Genomic DNA, 21,044 nt, shown 5'->3' on the forward strand with positions numbered 1-21,044 from the left:
TGTCGCGTCCGGGCGGGGAAGCGCGCCCTCCTATGCCGCCACCCGGTCGAGATAGGGCAGGCGCTCGCTCAATCCATCCGGCAGTCCGCCGACGATCAGCGCGCGGGCCTGGTGCCAGAAGGCGGAGAGCAGCAGCAGCGCCGATCCGATCACCAGCGCCGTGAACCCGGCCGACATCTCGACCGCCCCGGCCTTCTGGAACAGGGCGTAGAGGGCGAAGAGCACATAGGCGAGGCTGGAAACCAGCAGTGCCCGGCGGTCGATGGCCAGCGCCACCAGCCCGAACGCGATGTAGAGCGCGACCACCATCAGCGCCGTGCCCGCATCCATCGTCTGCGCGCTGAAGATGCCGAGCAGGTGGAACAGCGAATGGGCGATCATCGGCGCGGCCGTCAGGTGCAGCCAGAAGGCGACGTCGGACCGGCGCGTGGTGCGCGCGCGGTCGCTCATGTCCCAGCGCATCGCCAGTGCAAAGATCGCGATGCCCGCCGCCAGCAGCAGGCCGAAGCGCAGCGTCTCGCTCTCCGGGGCGATCGACAGGATCAGCCCGCCCAGCACCGCCGCGCCGGCGGCAGCGCCTGCCGCGACCGTGATCGGCACCATGAAGCGCCGCCAGTGCGCCCAGGCGCCCACTGCGACCACGGCCGCGATGGCGGACAGGATCAGCGCGCCGGTGCTTTCATCGGCATCGGGGACGATCTGCATCATCAGGGCAACCAGCGCGAAGGCGAGGCCGCCCGCAAAGCCGACCAGCAGCAGGATCGACGGCAGCGCCATCCGCCGCTTCCGGGTGAAATATTCGGCCAGTCCCCAGCTCGCCGCGGTGATCAGCAGGCCGGATGCGGGGGTCGGGTGGTGCTCCGCCGCCCCGAATCGCAAGCCGTCGCCCAGCCAGCCGACCGCCACCAGCAGGATGGCGCAGGCGATGGCCACGAAAATATCGTTGAACCCGCTCAGCAACCGGAAATGTTCTTCGTCCACCACCGGGCTGGCCCGCAGCGCCGCGACATGCGCACGCAGGGCCTCCGCCGCCTGCGGGGTGATGGCCCCCGCCGCTACGGCATCCTGTAGATCGCTCTCGCTGTACATGATCCTGTCCTTCCATCCCCTCCACACGATCTTGTAGCACTACTGTATTACTGCATCAACACACATAAAATTCGCCTTTGTGGGCGGCGGTTTGCGATGCTAGCGCCGACGCTGATAAACAAGGAGAGCCCTGCCATGACCCTGCCGGCCCAGCTGCAAGGCCGCCTGTCGCTGCCGCTCATCGGTTCGCCGATGTTCATCATATCGCAGCCCGCGCTGGTCCTGGCACAGTGCCGGGCCGGCATCGTCGGCGCCTTCCCGTCGCTCAACGCGCGGCCCAGCGGTACCTTTGAGGCATGGTTGCAGCAGCTCGGTGCCGAACTGACGGAAAAGGACGCGCCCTTCGCCGTCAATCTCATCGTTCATCGCACCAACGCCCGCCTGGAGGAGGATCTTGCCCTCTGCGTCAAATATCGGGTGCCGATCGTCATTACCTCGCTCGGTGCGCGCGAGGACGTGAATCAGGCGATCCATAGCTATGGCGGCCTCGTCCTGCACGACGTCATCAACAACGCCTTCGCCCGCAAGGCGGTGGAGAAGGGGGCCGATGGCCTGATCGCCGTCGCGGCGGGGGCGGGCGGCCATGCCGGCACGCTCTCCCCCTTCGCGCTGGTGGAGGAAATCAGGGCGTGGTTCGACGGCCCGCTGGCGCTGTCCGGCGCGATCGCCACCGGCCGATCGATCGCGGCGGCGCAGATGATGGGGGCGGACCTCGCCTATATGGGCTCGCCCTTCATCGCCACGACGGAGGCGAATGCGGACGCCGCCTACAAGCAGATGATCGTGGACAGCGGCGCGGGCGACATCGTCTATTCGGACGTGTTCACCGGCGTTCACGGCAACTATCTGCGGCCCAGCATCGTGGCGGCGGGGCTTGATCCCGACCATCTGCCCGAAGCCTCGGCGATGGACTTCGCGTCCATGACCGGCGGCGACAAGAAGGCGTGGCGCGACATATGGGGTGCGGGGCAGGGGATCGGCGCGGTCAGCGCGGTTCAGCCGGCCGCCGATTTCATCGCTGGGCTGAAGGCGGGCTACCAGGCCGCGATCGCCGCTTTCCCGTCACAGGAAGGCGCGTAGCGTTTCGACGAAGCGGTCGAACTGGTCGTGGTGCAGCCAGTGCCCGGCATCGGCGAACTCGGCCAGACGCGCGTCGCGGAAATGCGCCATTCGCCCATCCTGCGCCGGGTTGGAAGCCCAGCTGTCGAGGCCGAGGCACAGCAGAACGGGGCAGGCGATCCTCTGCCAGAAGGCGGGGAGAGCCTGTTCGGCCATCCCCTCGATGATCTGGGCGTGCAGCGCGTTGTCAAACTTCCAGCTGTAGCTGCCGTCCTCGTTGCGGTTGACGCCGTGGATGGTCAAATGCAGCGCCTGCTCGACCGACAGATGGTCGTTCCGTTCGCGCATGCGCGCGACCGCCGCCTCGATGGTCGGGTAGCGACGGGGAATGCGCGACGCGGCGGCGCGACGGGTCAGTATCCAGTCTCGCCAGATGTCCGGCTGCGGCTTCTCCAGCCGGTCGGCGAGTCGCCGCGGCGCAAGGCCGAGTCCCTCGACCGCGACGATCTTCCCCACTTTCTCGGGAAACAGCCCGGCATAGCGCAAGGTGATCGATCCCCCCAGCGAATGGCCGACGATCGAAACCCTGTCCCGCCCGGCCAGCTCCACCAGCTGCGCCAGATCATAGACATAATTGTGCATGGCATAGCTGCCTTCCGACGACCAGGCGCTGTCGCCGTGGCCGCGCAGGTCGGGCACGATGACGTGGTAGTCGCGGGCGAGCGCGCGCGCGGTCCAGTCCCAGCTGCGCGCATGGTCGAATCCGCCATGCACCAGGACCAGCACCGGCGCGGCGCTGTTGCCCCAGTCCAGATAATGCAGCCGCGTTCCCAGCGAGGTGAAATAATGCGACGTCGGGGTGGGCGCGGTGGGCGTGTCCATGCAGTCCTGTCGGCGATGGGGAAGGGGATACGCTTCCCCATTGGCGAACTGCACCGCGCATGCAAGAGCGAAGCTGGCCCTTCTCCGATATTTCCCTCCCACCGCGCGTCCTGCGCGCTGTTCTTGCGGAATAGTGTGGAGAGGAATCAGCTGCGCGTGTCAGGCGCCTCCCAATTTGGCGTAGGGCCAGCCGTGCCTCCAGGTCGCACGGCCGCGACAATGCGGGCGAGTTCCGCTTGGCGGAACGGCTTGTCGAGCCGCGGCCGAAGGCTTGCATGGGGCGGCAGTTCGGCGAAGCCCGTGACGATGATCACGGGCAGGTCCGGCATCCTGGCCTCTATCTCGTCGGCCAGCTGCGCTCCGGTCATGGTCGGCATGGCATGATCGGTGATGACCAGGTCGACCCTGCCATTTTCCAGCATGTGCAGCGCCTCGGCCGCCGATGTTGCCTGGAATACGGTATGGCCCAGCTCCTCCAGCATGCCTGCCGTGTTCGTCAGCACCAGATCATCGTCGTCCACCGCCAGGATGACGAGCGGGTCGCTGTTGGCGAGTTCGAACGCGGTCAGCGCCGTCACCGCTTCGCGCGCGGCGTCTTCAGGTGCGACGGGCAGCCACAGCGTCACGGTCGTTCCCGCGCCCGGAGCGCTCTTGATGGTCAGCGATCCGCCACATTGCTGCGCGAAGCCGTGCACCATCGACAGGCCTAGGCCCGTACCCTTGCCTACGCCCTTCGTCGTGAAGAAGGGCTCCCGGGCACGAGCAAGGGTCTCCTCGTCCATCCCTTCGCCTTCGTCACGGACCGACAGGCGCACATATCGGCCCGCGGCGAGGTCCGGGCGTTCTCCTTCGGTGATGAAGACTTCGCCACCTTCCATGACCAGATGCCCGTTTCCGCCCATGGCGTCGCGCGCATTGACCGCCAGGTTGAGCAGTGCCAGCTCCAGCTGCGCGGGATCGGCATGCGCATCGGGCAATGTCAGGGGAAAGCGGGTTTCGATCGTTACGCCAGCGCCGAGCGTGGTCTTCAGCAGTTCCGCCATATCCCGCACAAGCGCCAGCGCATCGACCTTCTGCAACCGCAGTTCTTGCTTGCGGGCAAAGGCCAGCATGCGCTGGGTCAGCGTCGCGCCCCGTTCCGCGGCAGTGATGGCATTGTCGATATAGCGGGATATGTCTGCGCCCACCGCCAGGCGCTGGCGTGCCAGGTCCAGGCTGCCGACGATCACCGCCAGCAGATTGTTGAAGTCATGGGCAACCCCGCCCGTGAGCTTGCCGATCGCGTCCATCTTCTGCGTCTGGAAGATCGCCTCGCGCGCTTCGTCGAGCGCCCGCTGTGCCTCGCGGCGCTCCGTCAGGTCGCGGGTAATCTTGGCGAACCCGATCAGTGTCCCCTGCGAATCTCGGATGGCATCGATCACAACGTGGGCCCAGAGAGGCGTCCCGTCCTTGCGGATACGCCAGCCTTCCGCCTCGAACCGCCCTTCCATGCTGGCCGTGTGGAGGGCGCGGGACGGCATTCCCGCCATGCGGTCCTCTTCCGAATAGAATCGGGAAAAGTTCTGGCCTAGAATCTCGTCGGCACGATACCCCTTGATACGTTCCGCGCCGCTGTTCCAGCTGGTGACGGTGCCGACCGGGTCGAGCATGTAGATCGCGTAGTCGGTGACGCTCTGTATCAGTAGGCTGAAGCGTTCCTCGCTTCGGCGCAGCTCTTCCTGGATCGCGCGGCGCTCTGTCAGATCCCGCGTCACCTTGGCGAAACCCATCAATGTGCCATCGGGCGCGCGGATCGGGTCGATCACGACATTGGCCCAGAATCGGCTGCCATCCTTGCGCACCCGCCAGCCTTCCGCTTCGAACCGCCCTTCCTGTTCTGCGGTCTTCAGTGCGCGCTGGGGAATGCCGGCTGCCTGATCCTCTTCGGTGTAGAAGCGAGAGAAATGCAGGCCCACGATTTCTTCGGCCTCATACCCCTTAAACCGCCTGGCGCCAGGGTTCCAGCTCATGACCGTTCCATCTGGGTCGAGCATGAAGATCGCATAGTCGGTCACGCTCTGGACCAGCAGTTCAAAGCGGTTGCCTACAAAGTTCGGCGCCGCCGACACTGTCATGAAACCCCGCCTCGCAATCAGGTTATACTTTTGCTGAATGGAAAAAACGGCGCGGGGGGAAAAACGTTCCCGCCCGATGATCTCCTATGGTTGACTTCGTAGCGGGGCGACAGCACCAGAGCGCCCTTCGCTTGCTAGGGGAATTGAACGGAATGAGCGCGGGTGCGACGATCACGGTCATTGGCGAGGCAATGCTGGAACTCAGCCGAAGCGACGGTGAGAGCTGGAATCTCCGCTATGGCGGCGATGTGATCAATACGGCCGTTCATCTGGCACGGTTCGGTCACAGGGTCCGGTTCGCCAGCGCGATCGGCACCGACCCGATGAGCGAAGACCTGCGTCGCGCCTGGGAGGTCGAAGGGATCGACACCAGCCTGGTCCAGAGCGCCGCCCACCGGCTCCCCGGCCTGTACGCGATCGAGACCGATGCGATGGGGGAGCGCAGCTTTCATTACTGGCGTAGCGAAAGCGCCGCGCGACAGATGTTCGCTCTGCCGGGCAGTGACGCCATGGCAGCGCAGGCGGTGGAAACCGACCTCCTCTATTTCTCGCTTATCACGCTCGCCATCCTGCCCGATGAGGGGCGTGAGCGGCTCCTGTCGCTGTGCGATGCAGTGCATGCGCGCGGCGGCATGGTGGCGTTCGACGGCAACTACCGTCCCCGCCTGTGGCCCGACGCCGAAACGGCCCGCTTGTGGCGCGATCGCGCGATCGCGCGTTGCGACATCGGCCTGCCCACGCTGGCGGACGAGGTGGAGATGGGGGAAGCGAATGATCCCGCAGATGCCGCCGGGCGCTGGGGGGCGGAGCAGGGGAGGCAGATCGTGGTGAAGCTCGGTGGCGAAGGCTGCCTGATCGGCGGCCGGGCGGTTCCACCGCCTCGGCGTATCGACGTGATCGACTCAAGCGGGGCGGGGGATGCCTTCAACGGCGGCTTTCTCGACGCCCGACTGAGGGGCGTTCCCCCGGTAGAGGCTGCCTTGGCAGGTCATCGGCTCGCGGGCTGGAACATCGGACGCCGTGGTGCGATTCCTGCGCGTGACGAAGAGGCGCCTTACTGACCCGATCGGGGCGGACCACAGCCGTTCCACCCGCGTTCATCTTGCGGGGAGCAGCTTCCGCTTCGTCTCCATTGCTGGACCGAAGGAGCAGATGGTGAAACCGACCCCCTGGTTGCTCATCCCCGCCGCTGGGCTCGCCAGTGCCGCCATGGCTGCGCCGCGCCCCTTGCTGACGATGAATTTCGACAAGGGCGGGCAGGCGCCGTCTGCAAAGGCACCTATTGCACCTATTGCACCTATTGCAACCATTCCCGGCCCGGATGGCGCGAACATTCGCCCGACCATCGACAAAGGCACGCGGCCCGCGCTGTCCAGCGGCATCGTGTCATCCGGCTGTCTTTCGCCGCCCAACTGCCTGCGCGTCTCAATGGCGCCGACGCAGCCGGGCGCAGCCAAGAACAAGATCATGTATTCCTTCTGGTCGCACTATAGAGCGCTACCGGGTGGGGCAGCGAACCGTTTTAGAATTGGCGATGACAAACCTTTGCAGTTCCAGTTCGCCATGAAACTTGACCCGAACTACGATACTCCGCCGCATCAGATGATCCACTTTCAGGTGTTTCAAGCCGCCAGCACCGGCAAAGGACGAAAAGTCCCCGGCATCGAGCCAGGAGGCCCGATCCTTTCGCTGCGCATCGTGCCGCAATCTCGCCGAAGCACCGAATCCGATCAGGTGCAGGAATTCATTATTGTCGTGCGAAATCCCGCTGCGACGAAGCTCTATTATTACGGAACGCGCGACCCTGGAGTTCTCTATCGAGGCACCATGCGCAAGGGCGTATGGACTCGCTTCAATTTCGAGCTTCTGTCCGTCGAAAAAGGATCTGAGACGGGGGGACGCATCCGTGCCTTCATGAACGGCCGCCAGATAGTCGACTATCGCGGAGCATGGGGCTTTTCTCCCACCGCCTATGGCGCCTGGCGCGATCTTGGACTGGAACTGGGGGCCTATCGCTCGGCAGACAAGACCGGTACGCAGACGGTCTATTTCGACAACATCGCCGTGTCTCGCTGAGCGCCTGGAGTGGGTGAAGGGAATCGAACCCTCGTCGTAAGCTTGGGAAGCTTCTGCTCTACCATTGAGCTACACCCGCGTGCCATTCGCCATGGCATGGTGCGCGAGGCAGGTCAACTGACCTGGCGCTTGGCCAGCTTACGGGCCAGCGTGCGGCGGTGCATCCCCAGCCGCCGCGCGGCTTCCGAAATGTTGAAGTCACTGTCCTTCAGCACTTCGTGTATATGTTCCCATTCCAGCGTCTTGATCGATGTGGCGCGCGGCGCCAGCGGGGTCGAGGGATCGCCCGCCGTTCGGGCGAACGCGGCCTCGATGTCGTCGGTATTGGACGGCTTGGCGAGATAGTGGGACGCGCCCAGCTTGATCGCCTCCACCGCGGTTGCGATGCTGGCGAAGCCGGTCAGCACGACGATCGTCATTGCCGGATCATGCGCATGCAGGGTCTGGACGCAGAGCAGTCCGGATTCGGTGCCCAGCTTCAGATCGACTACTGCATAAGACGGCTTCCGCACCGATAGCAGATCGACCAGCGCGGCATGGCTGTCCGCCTGCAGCACGGCATAGCCGCGCCGTTCGAAGGAGCGCTTCAGCGTCCGCGCGAAATCCTGATCATCCTCGACGATCACGAGCAGGCGGTCATTCTCCATTGCTCGTCTCCTCCATCCCCACCGCGGCAAAGGGCAGGCGCAGCACCACCATCGCCCCGCCATGCGCGCCGTTGCTGGCGCTGACGCTGCCGCCCAGCTTGCGCACGACGTTCACAACCAGGAACAGGCCGAGGCCGCCGCCCTGCTTGCCCTTGCTTGACCGGTAGGGCTTGCCGAAATCGGCCAGCATTTCCTGGCTGAAGCCGCCGCCATTGTCACGCACCGCGATATTCAGCGACGCGCTGTCACGACCCACCAGCATGTCGATATAGGTGGCGCCCGCCTCGCGTGCATTGTCGAGCAGGTTGAAGATCGCCTGCCGGATGACCGGGTCTGCTACGATGCGGGGATAGTCGTGCGGGCCGAAATCGCAGCGCAGCGGATTGCCGGGATTGGCGGCCCGCCAGTCGCGCGCGATCCCCTCGACGAAATCACGCACCCCGGTCACCGTCGGCGCCTCGCCGCGCGCCTCGCCCGAGGAAAGCAGGATGCCGGTGACGATCGCCTTACAGCGCTGGACGGCTGCCTGCATCTCGCCGACCTCTTCGACCAGCGCCGGATGGCCGGTGATCTCGGGCATGTGTCGCCAGTCGCCGAGCACGACGGCGATCTGCGACAGGGGCGTCCCCAGTTCGTGCGCCGCGCCTGACGCCAGCAGCCCCATGCGGACGATATGCTCCTCCTCTGCCGCACGCTGGCGCAGTTCGGCCAGATAGGCTTCGCGCGCCTGGAGATTGCGCGTCACCCGGCCCATGAACAGCACCAGCAGCACCGCGATCATGGTGAGGCAGATCCAGGTGCCGATGATGTGCAGGTCGAACAGATGCCCTTCCAGTGCCTCGCTGAGGTCAAGAGGTCGGTAGAAGAAGGAGAGCAGCCCGGCACAGGTCCCCGACAGCAAGACGATGCCCCAAACAGCCCATTGGCCTAGCAGGAGCGCACCGAGCCCTACCTGCAGCAGGTAGAGCGAGAGGAACGGATTGGTAGCTCCGCCGCTGAGGTACAGCAGCGCGGTCAGCGTCAGCACGTCGAAAAGCAGCGACAGGAATGTTTCCTGGTGGGCGACGTCGGTGCGGCGGCGCAGGACGGCGAAGCTCGCGATGTTCACGGCCGCTGCCACGCCCGCCACCACCAGCATCGGCGCAATGGGCAGGCGGATGTCCATGACGAAATGCGCGAACAGGATGGTCGCGACCTGGCCGGCGATTGCGATCCAGCGAAGCTGGACGAGCAGCGCCATGTTCTTGCGCCCGGCGGCGTCCGCCGGCCACTGGCTCGGCAACCAGCGGCGCTTCATTTCCGTGCGCCCTTCCACTCCTGATGCATCACGAAGATGTAGGCGCACATCGTCATCGCCGCCAGCGTGAACCAGGTAATCGCATAAGCGAAGTGATTGTTCGGAAAGCGAAGCACGGTAAGGCCGGGCACAGGATAGCTATGGGTGGCCGGGTCGCCCTCCGCGTCGACGAAATAGCCGGCGATGGGCGATAGCCGCCGGGTTCCGGCGATGGCCGCGACGTCGCGGGAATACCAGCGCCCGGCGGTGGGATCGTTGCTGCGCAGGAAGCCGCCTTTGGGTTCGCTGAGCCGTACCAGTCCGGTCACGCGGACGGCCCCCGCTGGACGCAGATAATACTGGCGATCCTGCGCGGGCACGAAGCCGCGGTTCACCAGCAGAATGAAGCCCCGATCGGTCTCCATCGGCGTCATTACCCAATATCCCGGGCCGCGCACCGTCGATGCTTGCACCAGCGTCGCCTTGTCGTGCAGGAACCGGCCGGTGGCGACCACGCGGCGATATTCGTCCGCCTGTGTGGCGACCCGCGGCGCATCGATCGGCGCCGCGTGTACCCGCTGCGCGACCCGCGCGATCAGGTCGCGTTTCCAGGCAAGACGGTGCACCTGCCACACGCCCAGCGCGGCGAAGCCGGTGACCAGCAGCATCGCGACCAGCGACAGGCCAGCCAGGAACCCCGCCGACCGTCGGCGGGGCATGTCGGCTGTCACGGCATCTGGCTCATGTCTTGGGCGCTCATCGGCATCATATTGTGGTTCAGATGGTACATGACCCACATCGAGCCGGACAGGGTGATCACCACCAGCACCAGCGTGAAGATCAGCGCCATCATCGTCCACCCGCCTTCGGAACGCGTGTTCATGTGCAGGAAGTAGATCATGTGCACGACGATCTGCACGACTGCAAAGCCGAGGATCACGATCGCGGTGGTCTGTGGATTGGTGAAATAACCCGTCATGACCAGCCAGAAGGGGATGGCCGTCAGGATTACCGACAGGCCGAAACCGATCATGTAGCTGCCGAAGCTGCCATGGGCGTGGCCATCGTCATGATGGCCATGGGCGTCGTGCTGTTCGTGGGCGCTCATCGCAGCATCCCCATCAGGTAAACGAAGGTGAAGACGCCGATCCAGACGACGTCGAGGAAGTGCCAGAATATGCTGAGGCACATCAGCCGCCGCCGATTGGCGGGGATCAGGCCCTTCATGCCCACCTGCACCATCAGCGTGACCAGCCAGACGATGCCAAAGGTGACGTGCAGACCGTGCGTACCCACCAGGGTGAAAAAGGCGGACAGGAAGCCCGACCGCATCGGGGTCGCGCCTTCATGGATCAGGTTGGAGAACTCGTAGAGCTCGATCGACAGGAAGGCGAGGCCGAACAGGCCGGCGACCGCCAGCCAGGCCTGGGTGGCGCCCGGCCGGTTCTTCTCCATCGCCAGCATGGCGAAGCCGTAGGTGATGGAGGAGAAGAGCAGCATGGCGGTGTTCAGCGCAACCAGCGGCAGCTCGAACAGGTCCTTCGGCCCCGGTCCTGCTGCATAGCTGCCGCCCAGCACCGCATAGGTGGCGAACAGACAGGCGAAGATCAGGCAGTCGCTCATCAGGTAGAGCCAGAAGCCCAGCCCCGTGCTGGAGCCTTCCGGATGATGCGGCTCGTGCGCTAGATGGAAGAGCGGATTGCCGTCCTGGTCCAGGAAGGCGGGATCGACGGTGGATGCGCTTGCCATGATGGATCAGCCCTGTGCCGCGAGCAGCCGTGTGCGCTCGCCCTCGGTGCGCTCGACAACATCCTTGGGGATGTAGAAATCGCGCTTGTAGTTGAAGGTGTGGCCGATCGCGACCGCCAGGATACCGATGAAGCTCAGTCCCGCGAGCCACCACATGTACCAGATCATGCCGACCGAAAAGGCGACCGACAGGCCAGCGAGGATGATGCCGGTGCCCGTGTTGCTGGGCATGTGGATCGCCTCATAGCCGGTCAGCGGACGCTGATAGCCGCGCTTCTTCATGTCCGCCCAGGCGTCGCCGTCATGGATGACGGGCGTGAAGGCGAAATTATAGTCGGGCGGCGGCGAGCTGGTCGACCATTCGAGCGTGCGCCCGTTCCAGGGGTCGCCGGTCGTGTCACGCAACTGGTCGCGCTTCATGATGCTGACGCCAAACTGGATGAACATGCAGGCGATGCCGAGCGCGATCAGCAGCACGCCGATGCCCGCGATCACGAACCAGATCTGCAGCCCGGGGTCGTCGAACACCCGCATGCGCCGGGTCACACCCATCAGGCCGAGGATGTAGAGCGGCATGAAGGCGACCCAGAAGCCGACCACCCACAGCCAGAAGCTGCGGAGACCCCAGGTCTTGTCGAGCTTGAAGCCGAAGGCCTTGGGCCACCAGTAGTTGATCGCCGCGAACAGGCCGAACAGTACGCCGCCGATGATGACATTGTGGAAATGCGCGATCAGGAACAGCGAGTTGTGCAGCACGAAGTCGGCGGGCGGCACTGCAAGCAGCACACCGGTCATTCCGCCCACGACGAAGGTCAGCATGAAGGCGACCGTCCACATCATCGGCAGCTCGAAGCGGATGCGGCCGCGATACATGGTGAACAGCCAGTTGAACAGCTTGGCGCCGGTCGGGATCGAGATGACCATAGTCGTGATGCCAAAGAAGCTGTTGACGCTGGCGCCGGACCCCATGGTGAAGAAGTGGTGCAGCCAGACGAGGTAGCTGAGGATCGCGATCACGACCGTCGCATAGACCATCGAGGAGTAGCCGAAGAGCCGCTTGTTCGAGAAGGTCGATGTAACCTCCGAGAAGACGCCGAACAGGGGGAGGATGAGGATGTAGACCTCCGGATGGCCCCAGATCCAGATGAGGTTGACGTACATCATCGGATTGCCGCCCATGTCGTTCGTGAAGAAGGCGGTGCCGACATAGCGGTCGAGGCTGAGCAGGGCGAGCACCGCCGTCAGCACCGGGAAGGCGGCGACGATCAACACGTTGGCCAGCAGAGACGTCCACACGAAGATCGGCAGCTTCATCATCGTCATGCCTGGCGCGCGCATCTTCACGATAGTCGCGATCAGGTTGACGCCGGACAGCAGCGTGCCGACACCGGCCACCTGCAGCCCCCAGATATAGTAATCGACGCCTACGCCAGGACTATAGGCTATTCCGGATAAGGGGGGGTAGGCCAGCCAGCCGGTGCGCGCGAATTCGCCCACGAACAGCGACATCATGACGATGACGGCGCCGCCCGTCGTCATCCAGAAACTGAAATTGTTGAGGAAGGGAAAGCTGACGTCGCGCGCGCCGATCTGGATCGGGACGATATAGTTCATGATCCCGGTGATCATCGGCATCGCCACGAAGAAGATCATGATGACGCCGTGCGCCGTGAACACCTGGTCGTAGTGATGGGCGGTCAGATAGCCTTCCGACCCGTTGAACGCCCAGGCCTGCTGCAGGCGCATCATGACCGCGTCGGAAAAGCCGCGCACGAACATGATGAGGCCCAGGATCATGTACATGATGCCGATGCGCTTGTGATCGACGGTGGTGAACCAGTCGCGCCACAGCCAGCCCCAGAGCCGGTATTTCGTGACGGCCGCGACCAACGCGATGCCGCCGAGCACCACGACGGCAAAGGTGCCGATCAGAATCGGCTCGTGGATCGGGATCGCGCTCCAGTCGAGACGGCCGAATATCAGTTTCCAGATACCGCTGTTCTCGGATGCGGGATGGGGGGACATGGGCGGGCCTTCAGGCGAAAGGGAAAGGGGTGGGGCGGGGGAGGGCGGACTGGCGCATCACATGCCCTTGAGGCTCATATGGCCAGCATGGCCGTCGGCATCCTTCTGCCCTGGGGCTTGGTGCCCCTGTTCGGCGGGCGTGCGCTCTGCCGCCGGGGTCATTCCGGCCGGCTGCGCGATCTCGCCGCGCTTGCCGGGCGGAAGGGGATGATATCCGCCGACATCGATGGTGCCGTCATGGCGCAGCCCTTCGACGTCATGCGCCGATTCCTTGCCCGCGCCGCCTTTCATGTCGGTCATCATCACCTCGTCCATGCAGCGTTTGCCGGGCTGCGCGCACATGTTGAGCGCGGCGTGGAACAGGTGGGGCTCGACAGCGCCGAAATACATCGGCGGCACCTTCTCGCTCGGCTGTTCCAGTTTCACATAGGTCGCGCGGTCCAGCGGCGCCTTGCTAGCGCGAACCTGCGCGACCCAGCGGTCGAACCCGGCGCGGTCCGTCGCATGGAAGCGGAAGCGCATGTGGGAGAAGCCCGCGCCGGAATAGTTGGCGGAAAAGCCCTCGAAATCGCCAGGCTTGTTGGCGACGGCGTGCAGGACCGTCTGCATCCCGGGCATGGCGTAGATTTGTCCTGCCAGCGCCGGCACGAAGAAGCTGTTCATGATCGAGCTGGAGGTGATCTTGAACTCGATCGGCTGATCGACGGGAGCCGCAAGCTCATTGACCGTCGCAATGCCGAGCTCGGGGTAAATGAACAGCCATTTCCAGTCCATGGCGACCACCTGGACCTGCAGCCGCTTTGCCGCCGGATCGACCTTACGCGTAGCGTCGAGGCGCTCGATCGGCCGATAGGGATCGAGCAGGTGCGTGCTGGTCCAGGTGATGGCGCCCAGCGCGATGATGATCAGCAGCGGGGCAGACCAGATCAGCAGTTCAAGGCTGGTCGAATGGTCCCAGTCGGGATCATAATCCGAAGCCTGCGCCTTTTCCCGGTAACGCCAGGCGAACCACACCGTCATCGCCATCACCGGAAGGATGATGAGCAGCATCAGCACGGTGGATATAAGGATCAGATCGCGCTGTTGCAGTGCGACATCGCCGGCAGGGTTCATCAACACCCAGTTGCACCCCCCGAGAGGGAGTAGCAGGACGGGAGCGAATCGCCGCAGAATGGCGGATTTGGGCCGGGTAAACGGAGCGGTCATGTCGCCCGCATAGGGAGATGGGTAGCGCATCGACATTGGACCTTTTGTCCTATCCCCTCGCAACTGCAAAATGGGGCATTGCCGTTTCGACCACTGGAACGATTCGCTATGCTGCAACATGTGCAGCGATGAGTCGTTCCCACTCAATCAACGCCAGGAATAGCCGATGACGTCCGCGACCACCACGCCCCATTCCACAGCGATGGAACGCGACGCTCGCGTGATCAATGCCCGCGAAAAGAAGATCGCGCCGGGCGAGATCGCGATCGGCGTCATCATCGGCCGCACCTCCGAATTCTTCGACTTCTTTGTCTATGCGATCGCATCCTGCATCGTCTTTCCGGCGCACGTCTTTCCCTATCTGACCCCGCTTGCCGGCACGCTCTGGTCGTTTGCGATCTTCGCGCTGGCCTTCATGACACGCCCCATCGGCTCCTTCCTCTTCATGGCGATCGACCGCGCCTATGGCCGCGGTGTAAAGCTCACCATTGCGCTGTTCCTGCTGGGCGGATCGACCGCGGCGATCGCATTTCTGCCGGGCTATGACACTATCGGACACTGGTCGGCCGTGCTGCTGGCGCTGTTCCGCGGGGGACAGGGCGTGGCGCTGGGCGGGACGTGGGACGGCCTCGCCTCCCTGCTTTCATTGAACGCGCCGCGTAACAAGCGCGGCTGGTATGCGATGATGCCGCAGCTGGGTGCGCCGATCGCGCTGCTGGTGGCGAGCGGCCTCTTCTCCTTCTTCCTCTCCACTCTGTCGCGCGCGGATTTCCTCGACTGGGGTTGGCGCTATCCCTTCTTCGTCGCCTTCGCGATCAACGTGGTGGCACTGTTCGCCCGCCTGCGCATCGTGGTGACGCACGAGTTCGAGCGACTGTTTCATGCCCGCGAGCTCCAGCCCTCTCCGGTCATGGAGACCATCCGCAGCGACGGCCGGAACATCGTGATCGGCGCCTTCGCTCCGCTCGCCAGCTTCGCGCTGTTCCATATGGTGACGGTATTCCCGCTTTCCTGGATTGCGCTTTACACCCGCCAGCCGCTCGAACGCTTTCTCGGTATCGAGATGATCGGCGCCTGCGTCGGTATCCTCGCCGTCATCGTCTCTGGATTCGTCGCGGACCAGGTCGGCCGCCGTACCTTGCTCGGCTGGTCGGCCGCCGGCATCGCGATCTTCTCGGTCGCTGCGCCCCTGCTGCTGAACGGTGGCGACCTGTCCGAAGTCGCCTTCATGGTGCTGGGCTTCATGCTGCTGGGCCTCAGCTTCGGCCAGTCGTCTGGCGTGGTGGCATCGAACTTCTCGACCTCGACCCGCTATACCGGATCGGCGCTGACGTCCGATCTTGCCTGGCTGGTGGGCGCCGGCTTCGCGCCGCTTGTCGCGCTCGCGCTGTCCGTCACCTTCGGACTGGCGGCCTCCGGCGTCTATCTGCTTTCGGGCGCGATCGTGACTGCCGTGGCGCTCTTCATCAACAAAGAGCTGGCGGGCAAGGACCGCTGATCAGGCGGCCGCGCGCATCCGTGCCAGCGCCTTGCGGTCGAACCAGCCCGTCGGCAGCGGGCGGGGGCGAAAGCGCGGCAGCCATTCGCCGTATAGGGCGCCCAGCCTCGGCGGCAGCCCGTCCGGCCCCTCCCGCGCCATGATGTCGGATATGATGCGGTTCTGGTAGAAGCGCACCGAATAGTTGATCATCCGCTTATACTGCATCCGCCATGTGGACGGCTGGGTCAGTCGGACAGGCTCGCAGGCGAAACCGGCAGCCTCGCAGGCGGCGACCCGCTCCATCACCCAGCCATGGTCGGTCTGCAGGTCGGTATGCGCCCAGGCCGCCACCAGCCCGTCGTCGCCGATCAGATCATCGGGCAGGCGCAGTCCGCGCGCACGGATCATACCGACGAACCGCCCCGACAGCGCATAGAGATCGCCAAACAGCCCGCCTTCGATCTTCAGATTGCGCCGGTACAGTTCGACCTGTCGGCCGTTGACCGGCATGCCGGCAACAGCATTGGCTTGTGGACAGGTCTTCAGCGTCTCCACCAGCGCATCGATCGATCCCGCAACGATCTCCGCATCGCCATCCAGTAGGACGACGGCGTCCTCGTCCCCCGTCAACAGGGCGTGGATGAAATGATTCCAGGTGCGCGACTTGCCGCCCGCGGCGATGTCATGAACGATGACGTTCGACCGCCCGCCCGCACGTGTCCGCGCGCGGTCGGCGGTGGCATCGGTCGATCCGTTCACCAGGATGTGAAAGATCGTCTCCGCCCGGTCGAGCGGTAAGGAAGAGAGGCACGCGCCGATCCGCCGTTCCTCCTGATGTGCGAAGATGGCGACCGCGACTTTCATGGCGGCTCAGCGGAAATCCCAGCCCTGCTCGCCATGCTGCGCAATGTCGAGCCCGTCGGTTTCCTGCTGCGCATCCACGCGCATGGGAATGACCATGGAGACGATCAGCGCGGCGATGGCTGAGCCGACCATGGCCCACAGCCCGACGATCGCGATGCCGACCAGCTGGCTGATTAGGGAGCCCGTCAAGGTGATCCCCGTATCGAAACCCACGCCGCCCAGCAGCGGCAGCACGAAGATCGGCAGCAGCAGCATCCCGGTAATACCGCCCAGCCCGTGCAGGACGAACACGCCTGCGGGATCATCGACCCGGTGGCGTAGCGCACCCCAGCCGATGCGGCAGACGCAGGCTGTGACCGCACCAATCAACATCGCCCCACCAGTGCCCACCAGTGCAGCTGAAGCGGAAATCCCGGCTAGCCCTGCCATCGCACCCGCCGTCACACCGGTTGCGCTCGTCCGACCCGCCAGCAACCGGTCAAGAAATGCCCAGGCCAGCGCCGCCGTGCAGGCGGCGAAATGCATGTTCAGGATCGCCGCCGCCGCATCGTCGGTCGCGCCCAGCGCCCAGCCGCCGATGATGCCGGCCCAGCCGACCCACAGCAGCGCGCCGCCCGCCAGGCTCAGCACCGGCGCATGGCCGGGATCGGATGGCTCGCGCCGTCGCCCCGCAATCAGCGCCAGGGCAAGGGCGGAGAAGCCGGCCGTGCCCTGCACCACAAGTCCGCCCGCGAAATCCATCACTCCTGCGTCCGCGAGCCAGCCGCCGCCCCAGGCCCAATGTGCGATCGGCGCATAGACGATCAGCAGCCACAAGGGGGCGAAGCCGATTATCCAGCCGAAGCGCGCACGTTCCGCCACTGCGCCGATGAGGAGCGTTCCGCTGAAGAGCGCAAGCGTCATCTGGAACAGCACGAAGGCGGATTCAGGCACCGTCAGCCCGTCGCGCAGCACTCCCAGCCCGGTAAGCAGGAGGTTGCCGCCGCCTCCCAGCCAAGCGCTTCCCGGCGCGTAAGCCAGACTATATCCCGCAATTCCCCAGGCGAGCGAAATGCCGGCTATGGCTACCAGGCCCTGTGCCGCGACGGACAGCGCGTTGCGTACGTTCACTATGCCCGCATGGCGCAGCAGCAGGCCAGGAAGTGCCGCCAGCAGCACCAGCATAGCGCACAGGATCATCCAGCCGGTGTCGCCACTGTCGGCAGCTGCGACCTGGGCCAAGGCAGGGGAGGGCAGAACCGAGGCGACAAAAATGGGCAGGGCGGCAGCAGGGCGCATGGTGAGGTCCGCTAAGGTTATCGGCGCCTTTTCTAAACCGGCGTGGGTAAAGACTTCGATAAGCCGCAGGGAGCGCAGAGATGTCTTCGCGGTGGCGGCTTTCGCGGCGTTACGAACAATGCCCTGGACGACCTATGCCGACCGTTGGCAGGCGGGCCTAGTAATCCTCACCCCCGCACGAGACGCGTCCGGTCCCCCGATTGTCGACCGTGCACGCCGCCTTTCCTGCCACCATCACATCGCCGGAGCCAGCGGCGATCACCTTGGCTGCGACGTCGGCTGTCAGCGCGATGCTGCCGGCGCCTTCATTGCCCACAATCGCCTGCCGCGTGCGCAGCCCCTCCGCCAGCACGGCACCCGGTCCGGATACATGGATTTCCGCCACGCCAGCCTGTCCATTGAGCACGGCCTTGCCGCCCCCCGCCAGGTTCAGGAACAACTGGTCGAGCTGCACGGCACCGACCGTCAGATCGCCGTTGCCGCCGATCGCGATCTGGCCCCGCTGCCCCTTCATCCGATCAACCGACACCGATCCGCCCCCAGACAGGATGATCCGGCCGATCTCTCCCGTCGACATGCGCAGCGTCGCTCCGCCCGGGGCCTTCGCCCCGGCTTGTCCTCGTTCCATCGATATGGTCAGCAACCGTCCCGACACATCGACCCGCAGCCGGTCGAGCGCCGCTTGATCTCCTTCCGCCCGGGCGGACACACCGCCGCCTGTCGTGATGACCACCGTCACCGGCGCATCTACCCGAACCGCGTCAAAGCTCGTGATCGTATAACCGCGTGTCGCCGCCTGCGCCGGCGCGACAAGCCCCAAGGTCGCGCAGAGCGTCAGGGCGCGCAACGCGCCTCGCCGGATCCCATGACGCTGCTCTTGCACTGTGCCCTGCCTTTCACCGTGACGTTGCCCGAGCCCATGATGCTGATGTCGACCGGCCCATCCGACGCGAAATCGCTGTTGCCCGATCCAAGGATGGATACCTTGGCCCGACGGACGTGCAATCCCTTGCCGGCAAAATTGCCCGATCCGGTGACGGAGACCTCGGCCGTTTCGGCAGTGCCGCCCATCGACAGATCGCCCGATCCGGTGATCTCCGCGTCCAGCGTCCCGACCTTTGCCGCGCCGACCTTAAGATTTCCTGAGCCGGTCAGCTCCGCCTCCAGCGACGCGCCTTCCGCCTTGTCGACCTCCACGTCGCCTGATCCTGTGAGAGAGATGTCGTCCAGACGCGGCAGGGTGACGCGGATGGTCGCACCATTGCCCTCGCTCCAGCCGAGGCCGAACCGCTTCTTCCGACCGATTTCCAGCGTGTCGCCATCCACACGGATGTCGAGCCGCTGCAGTACCTTGGGATCACCCTCGGCCTTCACCGAGAAACCGCTACCGATGGTGATGATGACGTCGTCCGGGCCGGTGGCATCGATGCCGGTGAAGTTTTTCAGGCTGCCCCAGTCCTGCGGCGCGGTGCTGTCCGATTCGGTGCCATGTCGTTCTGCACCTTGCGAACATCCGGCCGGAACCAGCGCGAGGCCGACAAGCATCAAGGCGGGCAGGAAAGTGAGGCGAGGCATCTGCATCTCCATACTGTGTTGTTCATGTAATACGCCATCTCGATGGCGGTTCCAACCCCCTTGTTCGTCGGACGAGAGCAGGCAAATATGGCAGCCTTCCACAACAGGATCTCACCGATATGCTCCGTGCTTCTCTTGGTCTTTCCCTGCTTCCCGTCCTGCTGGCTACTACGGCGACCGCGCAGGGAGGCGCGGCGTCTGCCCAGGGCGATGCAGGCGCCGCCTGGAGGCGCCATGTGGAGATCCTGGCAGCTGACGACATGGAGGGCCGGGGAACCGGCACGCCGGGCTACGACCGCGCGGCCGACTATGTGATCGCCCAGTTTCGGCGGATCGGCCTGAAGCCTGGCGGGATCGACGGCTTCAAGCAACCAGTCGCTTTCGTGGAGCAGATCGTCCAGTCGGACCGGAGCAGCGCGTCGTTGATCGGCGCGCAGGGAGAAACGCCGCTAGCGGTGCCGGGTGACCTCATCTTTTCGGGCGGCGGCGGCCCGGTGCCGGAAAGCATCGATGCCCCCATGGTCTTTGCGGGCTACGGCCTCCATCTGCCGGACGCGGGCTATGACGATTTCGCGGGGCTGGACGTGCGCGGCAAGATCGTCGTCGTGATATCGGGCGGTCCTTCAGCCCTGTCGGGCGCGCTGAAGTCCCACGCCCGGTCGGAACGGGCGACCTGGCTCGCCTCGCAGGGGGCGCTAGGGCTGATCAGCCTGGTGACGCCCAAGCAGGTGGAAATTCCCTGGAACCGCCGTGTGAACCTGGCCGGGGCGCCCGCGCTTTATTTCGCCGATGCGGTGTTGCGCGAAACTCAGGAGCCCTTCCTCGGCGCCCAGCTGGATCCCGCCAAGTCGGCGCTGCTCTTCGCCGGATCGGGCCAGGACTTCGCGAAGATCGCCGACGCGGCCGATGCGTCGGCGCCCATCAAGGGCTTTGCCCTGACCCAGCGGTTCAAGGCGCAGGTCGCGGCCCAGCGGCGCGATGTCGCCTCGTCCAACATCGTCGCCGTCCTGCCGGGCAGCGATCCCAGGCTGAAAAGCGAGTATGTCGTCCTGTCCGCCCACCTCGACGGCTACGGCATCGGCACGTCCGTGAACGGCGACGGCATCTACAACGGGGCGCTCGACAACGCATCGGGCGTCGCCAGCCTGATCGAGATCGCCAAGGCACTGAAGGCGGGCAAGGAGAAGCCGAAGCGCTCCATCCTCTTCGCCATCGTCACGGCGGAAGAAAAGGGCCTGCTCGGTGCGCGCTATTTCGCGAAGCGGCCAACGGTGCCGCAGCAGGCAATCGTCGCCGACCTCAATTTCGACATGGCACTGCCGATCTTCCCTCTGAAGGCGGTCACACCCATCGGCTATGACCAGAGCTCGCTGGGCAAGGATGCAGAGGCGGTGAGCGCGCAGATGGGCCTGCCGATCTGGCCGGACCCGTTCCCGGATCGCAACGTCTTCATCCGTTCTGATCAATATGCCTTCATTCGCGAAGGCATCCCCGCGCTATTTTTCAAATATGGGTTCAAGGCCGGCACGCCGGAGGCGGAAGTGGAGAAGGCCTGGCGGGCCAACATCTACCATTCGCCATCCGACGATCCGAAGCAGTCGGTCATGCCTGCAGAGACAGCCAAGCTGAATGCCTATGTCACCGCCGTCGCCCTGCGGGTCGCGAACAGCCCCCGGCGTCCGGCCTGGAACGACGACAGCTTCTTCAAGCGGTTCGCGAAATGA

19 protein-coding genes and 1 tRNA gene are annotated in these 21,044 nt (G+C 64.8%); 5 read left to right on the forward strand and 15 right to left on the reverse strand.

Features of this window, described 5'->3' with window-relative positions; all coding sequences use genetic code 11:
• Positions 1-30: 30 nt before the first annotated feature.
• On the reverse strand, positions 31-1,089 hold the full coding sequence (locus M529_RS33845; RefSeq protein ID WP_021317669.1) for a hypothetical protein: 1,059 nt from the start codon (positions 1,087-1,089) through the stop codon (positions 31-33).
• Between the two features lie 135 nt (positions 1,090-1,224).
• On the opposite strand from M529_RS33845, the gene M529_RS33850 reads away from it, so the two are divergent.
• A complete protein-coding gene (locus tag M529_RS33850; RefSeq protein ID WP_021317670.1) occupies positions 1,225-2,169 on the forward strand; it encodes an NAD(P)H-dependent flavin oxidoreductase in 945 nt (314 codons plus the stop codon).
• Here the strand turns inward: M529_RS33850 and M529_RS33855 are convergent.
• Positions 2,152-3,030: an alpha/beta hydrolase gene (locus M529_RS33855; protein WP_021317671.1), complete on the reverse strand. Its 879-nt coding sequence runs from the start codon at positions 3,028-3,030 to the stop codon at positions 2,152-2,154. The genes M529_RS33850 and M529_RS33855 overlap by 18 nt on opposite strands.
• Positions 3,031-3,176: 146 nt before the next feature.
• Positions 3,177-5,144, reverse strand: coding sequence for a hybrid sensor histidine kinase/response regulator (locus M529_RS33860; protein WP_021317672.1), 1,968 nt, complete (start codon positions 5,142-5,144; stop codon positions 3,177-3,179).
• A gap of 152 nt (positions 5,145-5,296) precedes the next feature.
• Here M529_RS33860 and M529_RS33865 point away from each other — a divergent pair, with 152 nt between their 5' ends.
• Together M529_RS33865 and M529_RS48340 are read left to right on the forward strand one after the other, a co-directional pair.
• Positions 5,297-6,205: a sugar kinase gene (locus tag M529_RS33865; RefSeq protein WP_021317673.1), complete on the forward strand. Its 909-nt coding sequence runs from the start codon at positions 5,297-5,299 to the stop codon at positions 6,203-6,205.
• 148 nt (positions 6,206-6,353) lie between these two features.
• Positions 6,354-7,220, forward strand: a complete 867-nt coding sequence (locus M529_RS48340) for a heparin lyase I family protein (RefSeq protein ID WP_161626338.1) — start codon at positions 6,354-6,356, stop codon at positions 7,218-7,220.
• Between the two features lie 5 nt (positions 7,221-7,225).
• Here M529_RS48340 and M529_RS33880 read toward each other — a convergent pair.
• The 8 genes from M529_RS33880 to cyoA form a co-directional block, all read right to left on the reverse strand.
• Positions 7,226-7,299: transfer RNA gene (locus M529_RS33880), tRNA-Gly, on the reverse strand.
• Between the two features lie 34 nt (positions 7,300-7,333).
• Positions 7,334-7,867, reverse strand: coding sequence for a response regulator transcription factor (locus M529_RS33885; RefSeq protein WP_021317676.1), 534 nt, complete (start codon positions 7,865-7,867; stop codon positions 7,334-7,336).
• Positions 7,857-9,164 (reverse strand): ATP-binding protein, encoded by a 1,308-nt coding sequence (locus tag M529_RS33890; RefSeq protein WP_021317677.1) that lies wholly within the window; start codon positions 9,162-9,164, stop codon positions 7,857-7,859. Before M529_RS33890 ends, M529_RS33885 begins: the two co-directional genes overlap by 11 nt.
• Positions 9,161-9,862 (reverse strand): SURF1 family protein, encoded by a 702-nt coding sequence (locus tag M529_RS33895; protein ID WP_031294893.1) that lies wholly within the window; start codon positions 9,860-9,862, stop codon positions 9,161-9,163. Before M529_RS33895 ends, M529_RS33890 begins: the two co-directional genes overlap by 4 nt.
• 8 nt (positions 9,863-9,870) lie before the next feature.
• Entirely contained in the window at positions 9,871-10,251 is a 381-nt protein-coding gene (gene cyoD, locus M529_RS33900; protein WP_021317679.1) for a cytochrome o ubiquinol oxidase subunit IV, read from the reverse strand.
• Positions 10,248-10,892 (reverse strand): cytochrome o ubiquinol oxidase subunit III, encoded by a 645-nt coding sequence (cyoC, locus tag M529_RS33905; protein WP_021317680.1) that lies wholly within the window; start codon positions 10,890-10,892, stop codon positions 10,248-10,250. Before cyoC ends, cyoD begins: the two co-directional genes overlap by 4 nt.
• Positions 10,893-10,898: 6 nt before the next feature.
• Positions 10,899-12,917 carry a cytochrome o ubiquinol oxidase subunit I gene (gene cyoB, locus M529_RS33910; RefSeq protein ID WP_021317681.1) on the reverse strand — a complete coding sequence of 673 codons (2,019 nt, stop codon included), beginning with the start codon at positions 12,915-12,917 and terminating at the stop codon, positions 10,899-10,901.
• Between the two features lie 57 nt (positions 12,918-12,974).
• Positions 12,975-14,123, reverse strand: a complete 1,149-nt coding sequence (cyoA, locus tag M529_RS33915; RefSeq protein ID WP_031294895.1) for a ubiquinol oxidase subunit II — start codon at positions 14,121-14,123, stop codon at positions 12,975-12,977.
• A gap of 166 nt (positions 14,124-14,289) precedes the next feature.
• Here cyoA and M529_RS33920 point away from each other — a divergent pair, with 166 nt between their 5' ends.
• Positions 14,290-15,621, forward strand: a complete 1,332-nt coding sequence (locus M529_RS33920) for an MFS transporter (protein WP_021317683.1) — start codon at positions 14,290-14,292, stop codon at positions 15,619-15,621.
• Here the strand turns inward: M529_RS33920 and M529_RS33925 are convergent, their stop codons facing one another.
• The 4 genes from M529_RS33925 to M529_RS33940 form a co-directional block, all read right to left on the reverse strand.
• Complete coding sequence (locus M529_RS33925; protein WP_021317684.1) at positions 15,622-16,467, reverse strand: glycosyltransferase family 2 protein; 846 nt, start codon at positions 16,465-16,467, stop codon at positions 15,622-15,624.
• A 6-nt stretch (positions 16,468-16,473) separates the two neighbouring features.
• Complete coding sequence (locus M529_RS33930) at positions 16,474-17,745, reverse strand: ammonium transporter (protein WP_021317685.1); 1,272 nt, start codon at positions 17,743-17,745, stop codon at positions 16,474-16,476.
• A 157-nt stretch (positions 17,746-17,902) separates the two neighbouring features.
• Positions 17,903-18,592 carry a GIN domain-containing protein gene (locus M529_RS33935; RefSeq protein ID WP_021317686.1) on the reverse strand — a complete coding sequence of 230 codons (690 nt, stop codon included), beginning with the start codon at positions 18,590-18,592 and terminating at the stop codon, positions 17,903-17,905.
• Positions 18,580-19,320 (reverse strand): head GIN domain-containing protein, encoded by a 741-nt coding sequence (locus M529_RS33940; protein ID WP_236617673.1) that lies wholly within the window; start codon positions 19,318-19,320, stop codon positions 18,580-18,582. The genes M529_RS33935 and M529_RS33940 overlap by 13 nt, the downstream gene beginning before the upstream one ends.
• A 119-nt stretch (positions 19,321-19,439) precedes the next feature.
• Here M529_RS33940 and M529_RS33945 point away from each other — a divergent pair, with 119 nt between their 5' ends.
• Positions 19,440-21,044 carry a M28 family metallopeptidase gene (locus tag M529_RS33945; protein ID WP_021317688.1) on the forward strand — a complete coding sequence of 535 codons (1,605 nt, stop codon included), beginning with the start codon at positions 19,440-19,442 and terminating at the stop codon, positions 21,042-21,044.

Origin of the sequence: Sphingobium ummariense RL-3, assembly GCF_000447205.1 — a bacterium.
Lineage (GTDB): Bacteria > Pseudomonadota > Alphaproteobacteria > Sphingomonadales > Sphingomonadaceae > Sphingobium > Sphingobium ummariense.

Bases quoted from the DNA above. Each gene is read 5' to 3' on its own strand.
- M529_RS33845 (WP_021317669.1), bottom strand. From the start codon at position 1,089: ATGTACAGCGAGAGCGATCTACAGGATGCCGTAGCGGCGGGGGCCATC.
- M529_RS33850 (WP_021317670.1), top strand. From the start codon at position 1,225: ATGACCCTGCCGGCCCAGCTGCAAGGCCGCCTGTCGCTGCCGCTCATC.
- M529_RS33855 (WP_021317671.1), bottom strand. From the start codon at position 3,030: ATGGACACGCCCACCGCGCCCACCCCGACGTCGCATTATTTCACCTCG.
- M529_RS33860 (WP_021317672.1), bottom strand. From the start codon at position 5,144: ATGACAGTGTCGGCGGCGCCGAACTTTGTAGGCAACCGCTTTGAACTG.
- M529_RS33865 (WP_021317673.1), top strand. From the start codon at position 5,297: ATGAGCGCGGGTGCGACGATCACGGTCATTGGCGAGGCAATGCTGGAA.
- M529_RS48340 (WP_161626338.1), top strand. From the start codon at position 6,354: ATGGCTGCGCCGCGCCCCTTGCTGACGATGAATTTCGACAAGGGCGGG.
- M529_RS33885 (WP_021317676.1), bottom strand. From the start codon at position 7,867: ATGGAGAATGACCGCCTGCTCGTGATCGTCGAGGATGATCAGGATTTC.
- M529_RS33890 (WP_021317677.1), bottom strand. From the start codon at position 9,164: ATGAAGCGCCGCTGGTTGCCGAGCCAGTGGCCGGCGGACGCCGCCGGG.
- M529_RS33895 (WP_031294893.1), bottom strand. From the start codon at position 9,862: ATGCCCCGCCGACGGTCGGCGGGGTTCCTGGCTGGCCTGTCGCTGGTC.
- cyoD (WP_021317679.1), bottom strand. From the start codon at position 10,251: ATGAGCGCCCACGAACAGCACGACGCCCATGGCCATCATGACGATGGC.
- cyoC (WP_021317680.1), bottom strand. From the start codon at position 10,892: ATGGCAAGCGCATCCACCGTCGATCCCGCCTTCCTGGACCAGGACGGC.
- cyoB (WP_021317681.1), bottom strand. From the start codon at position 12,917: ATGTCCCCCCATCCCGCATCCGAGAACAGCGGTATCTGGAAACTGATA.
- cyoA (WP_031294895.1), bottom strand. From the start codon at position 14,123: ATGACCGCTCCGTTTACCCGGCCCAAATCCGCCATTCTGCGGCGATTC.
- M529_RS33920 (WP_021317683.1), top strand. From the start codon at position 14,290: ATGACGTCCGCGACCACCACGCCCCATTCCACAGCGATGGAACGCGAC.
- M529_RS33925 (WP_021317684.1), bottom strand. From the start codon at position 16,467: ATGAAAGTCGCGGTCGCCATCTTCGCACATCAGGAGGAACGGCGGATC.
- M529_RS33930 (WP_021317685.1), bottom strand. From the start codon at position 17,745: ATGCGCCCTGCTGCCGCCCTGCCCATTTTTGTCGCCTCGGTTCTGCCC.
- M529_RS33940 (WP_236617673.1), bottom strand. From the start codon at position 19,320: ATGCCTCGCCTCACTTTCCTGCCCGCCTTGATGCTTGTCGGCCTCGCG.
- M529_RS33945 (WP_021317688.1), top strand. From the start codon at position 19,440: ATGCTCCGTGCTTCTCTTGGTCTTTCCCTGCTTCCCGTCCTGCTGGCT.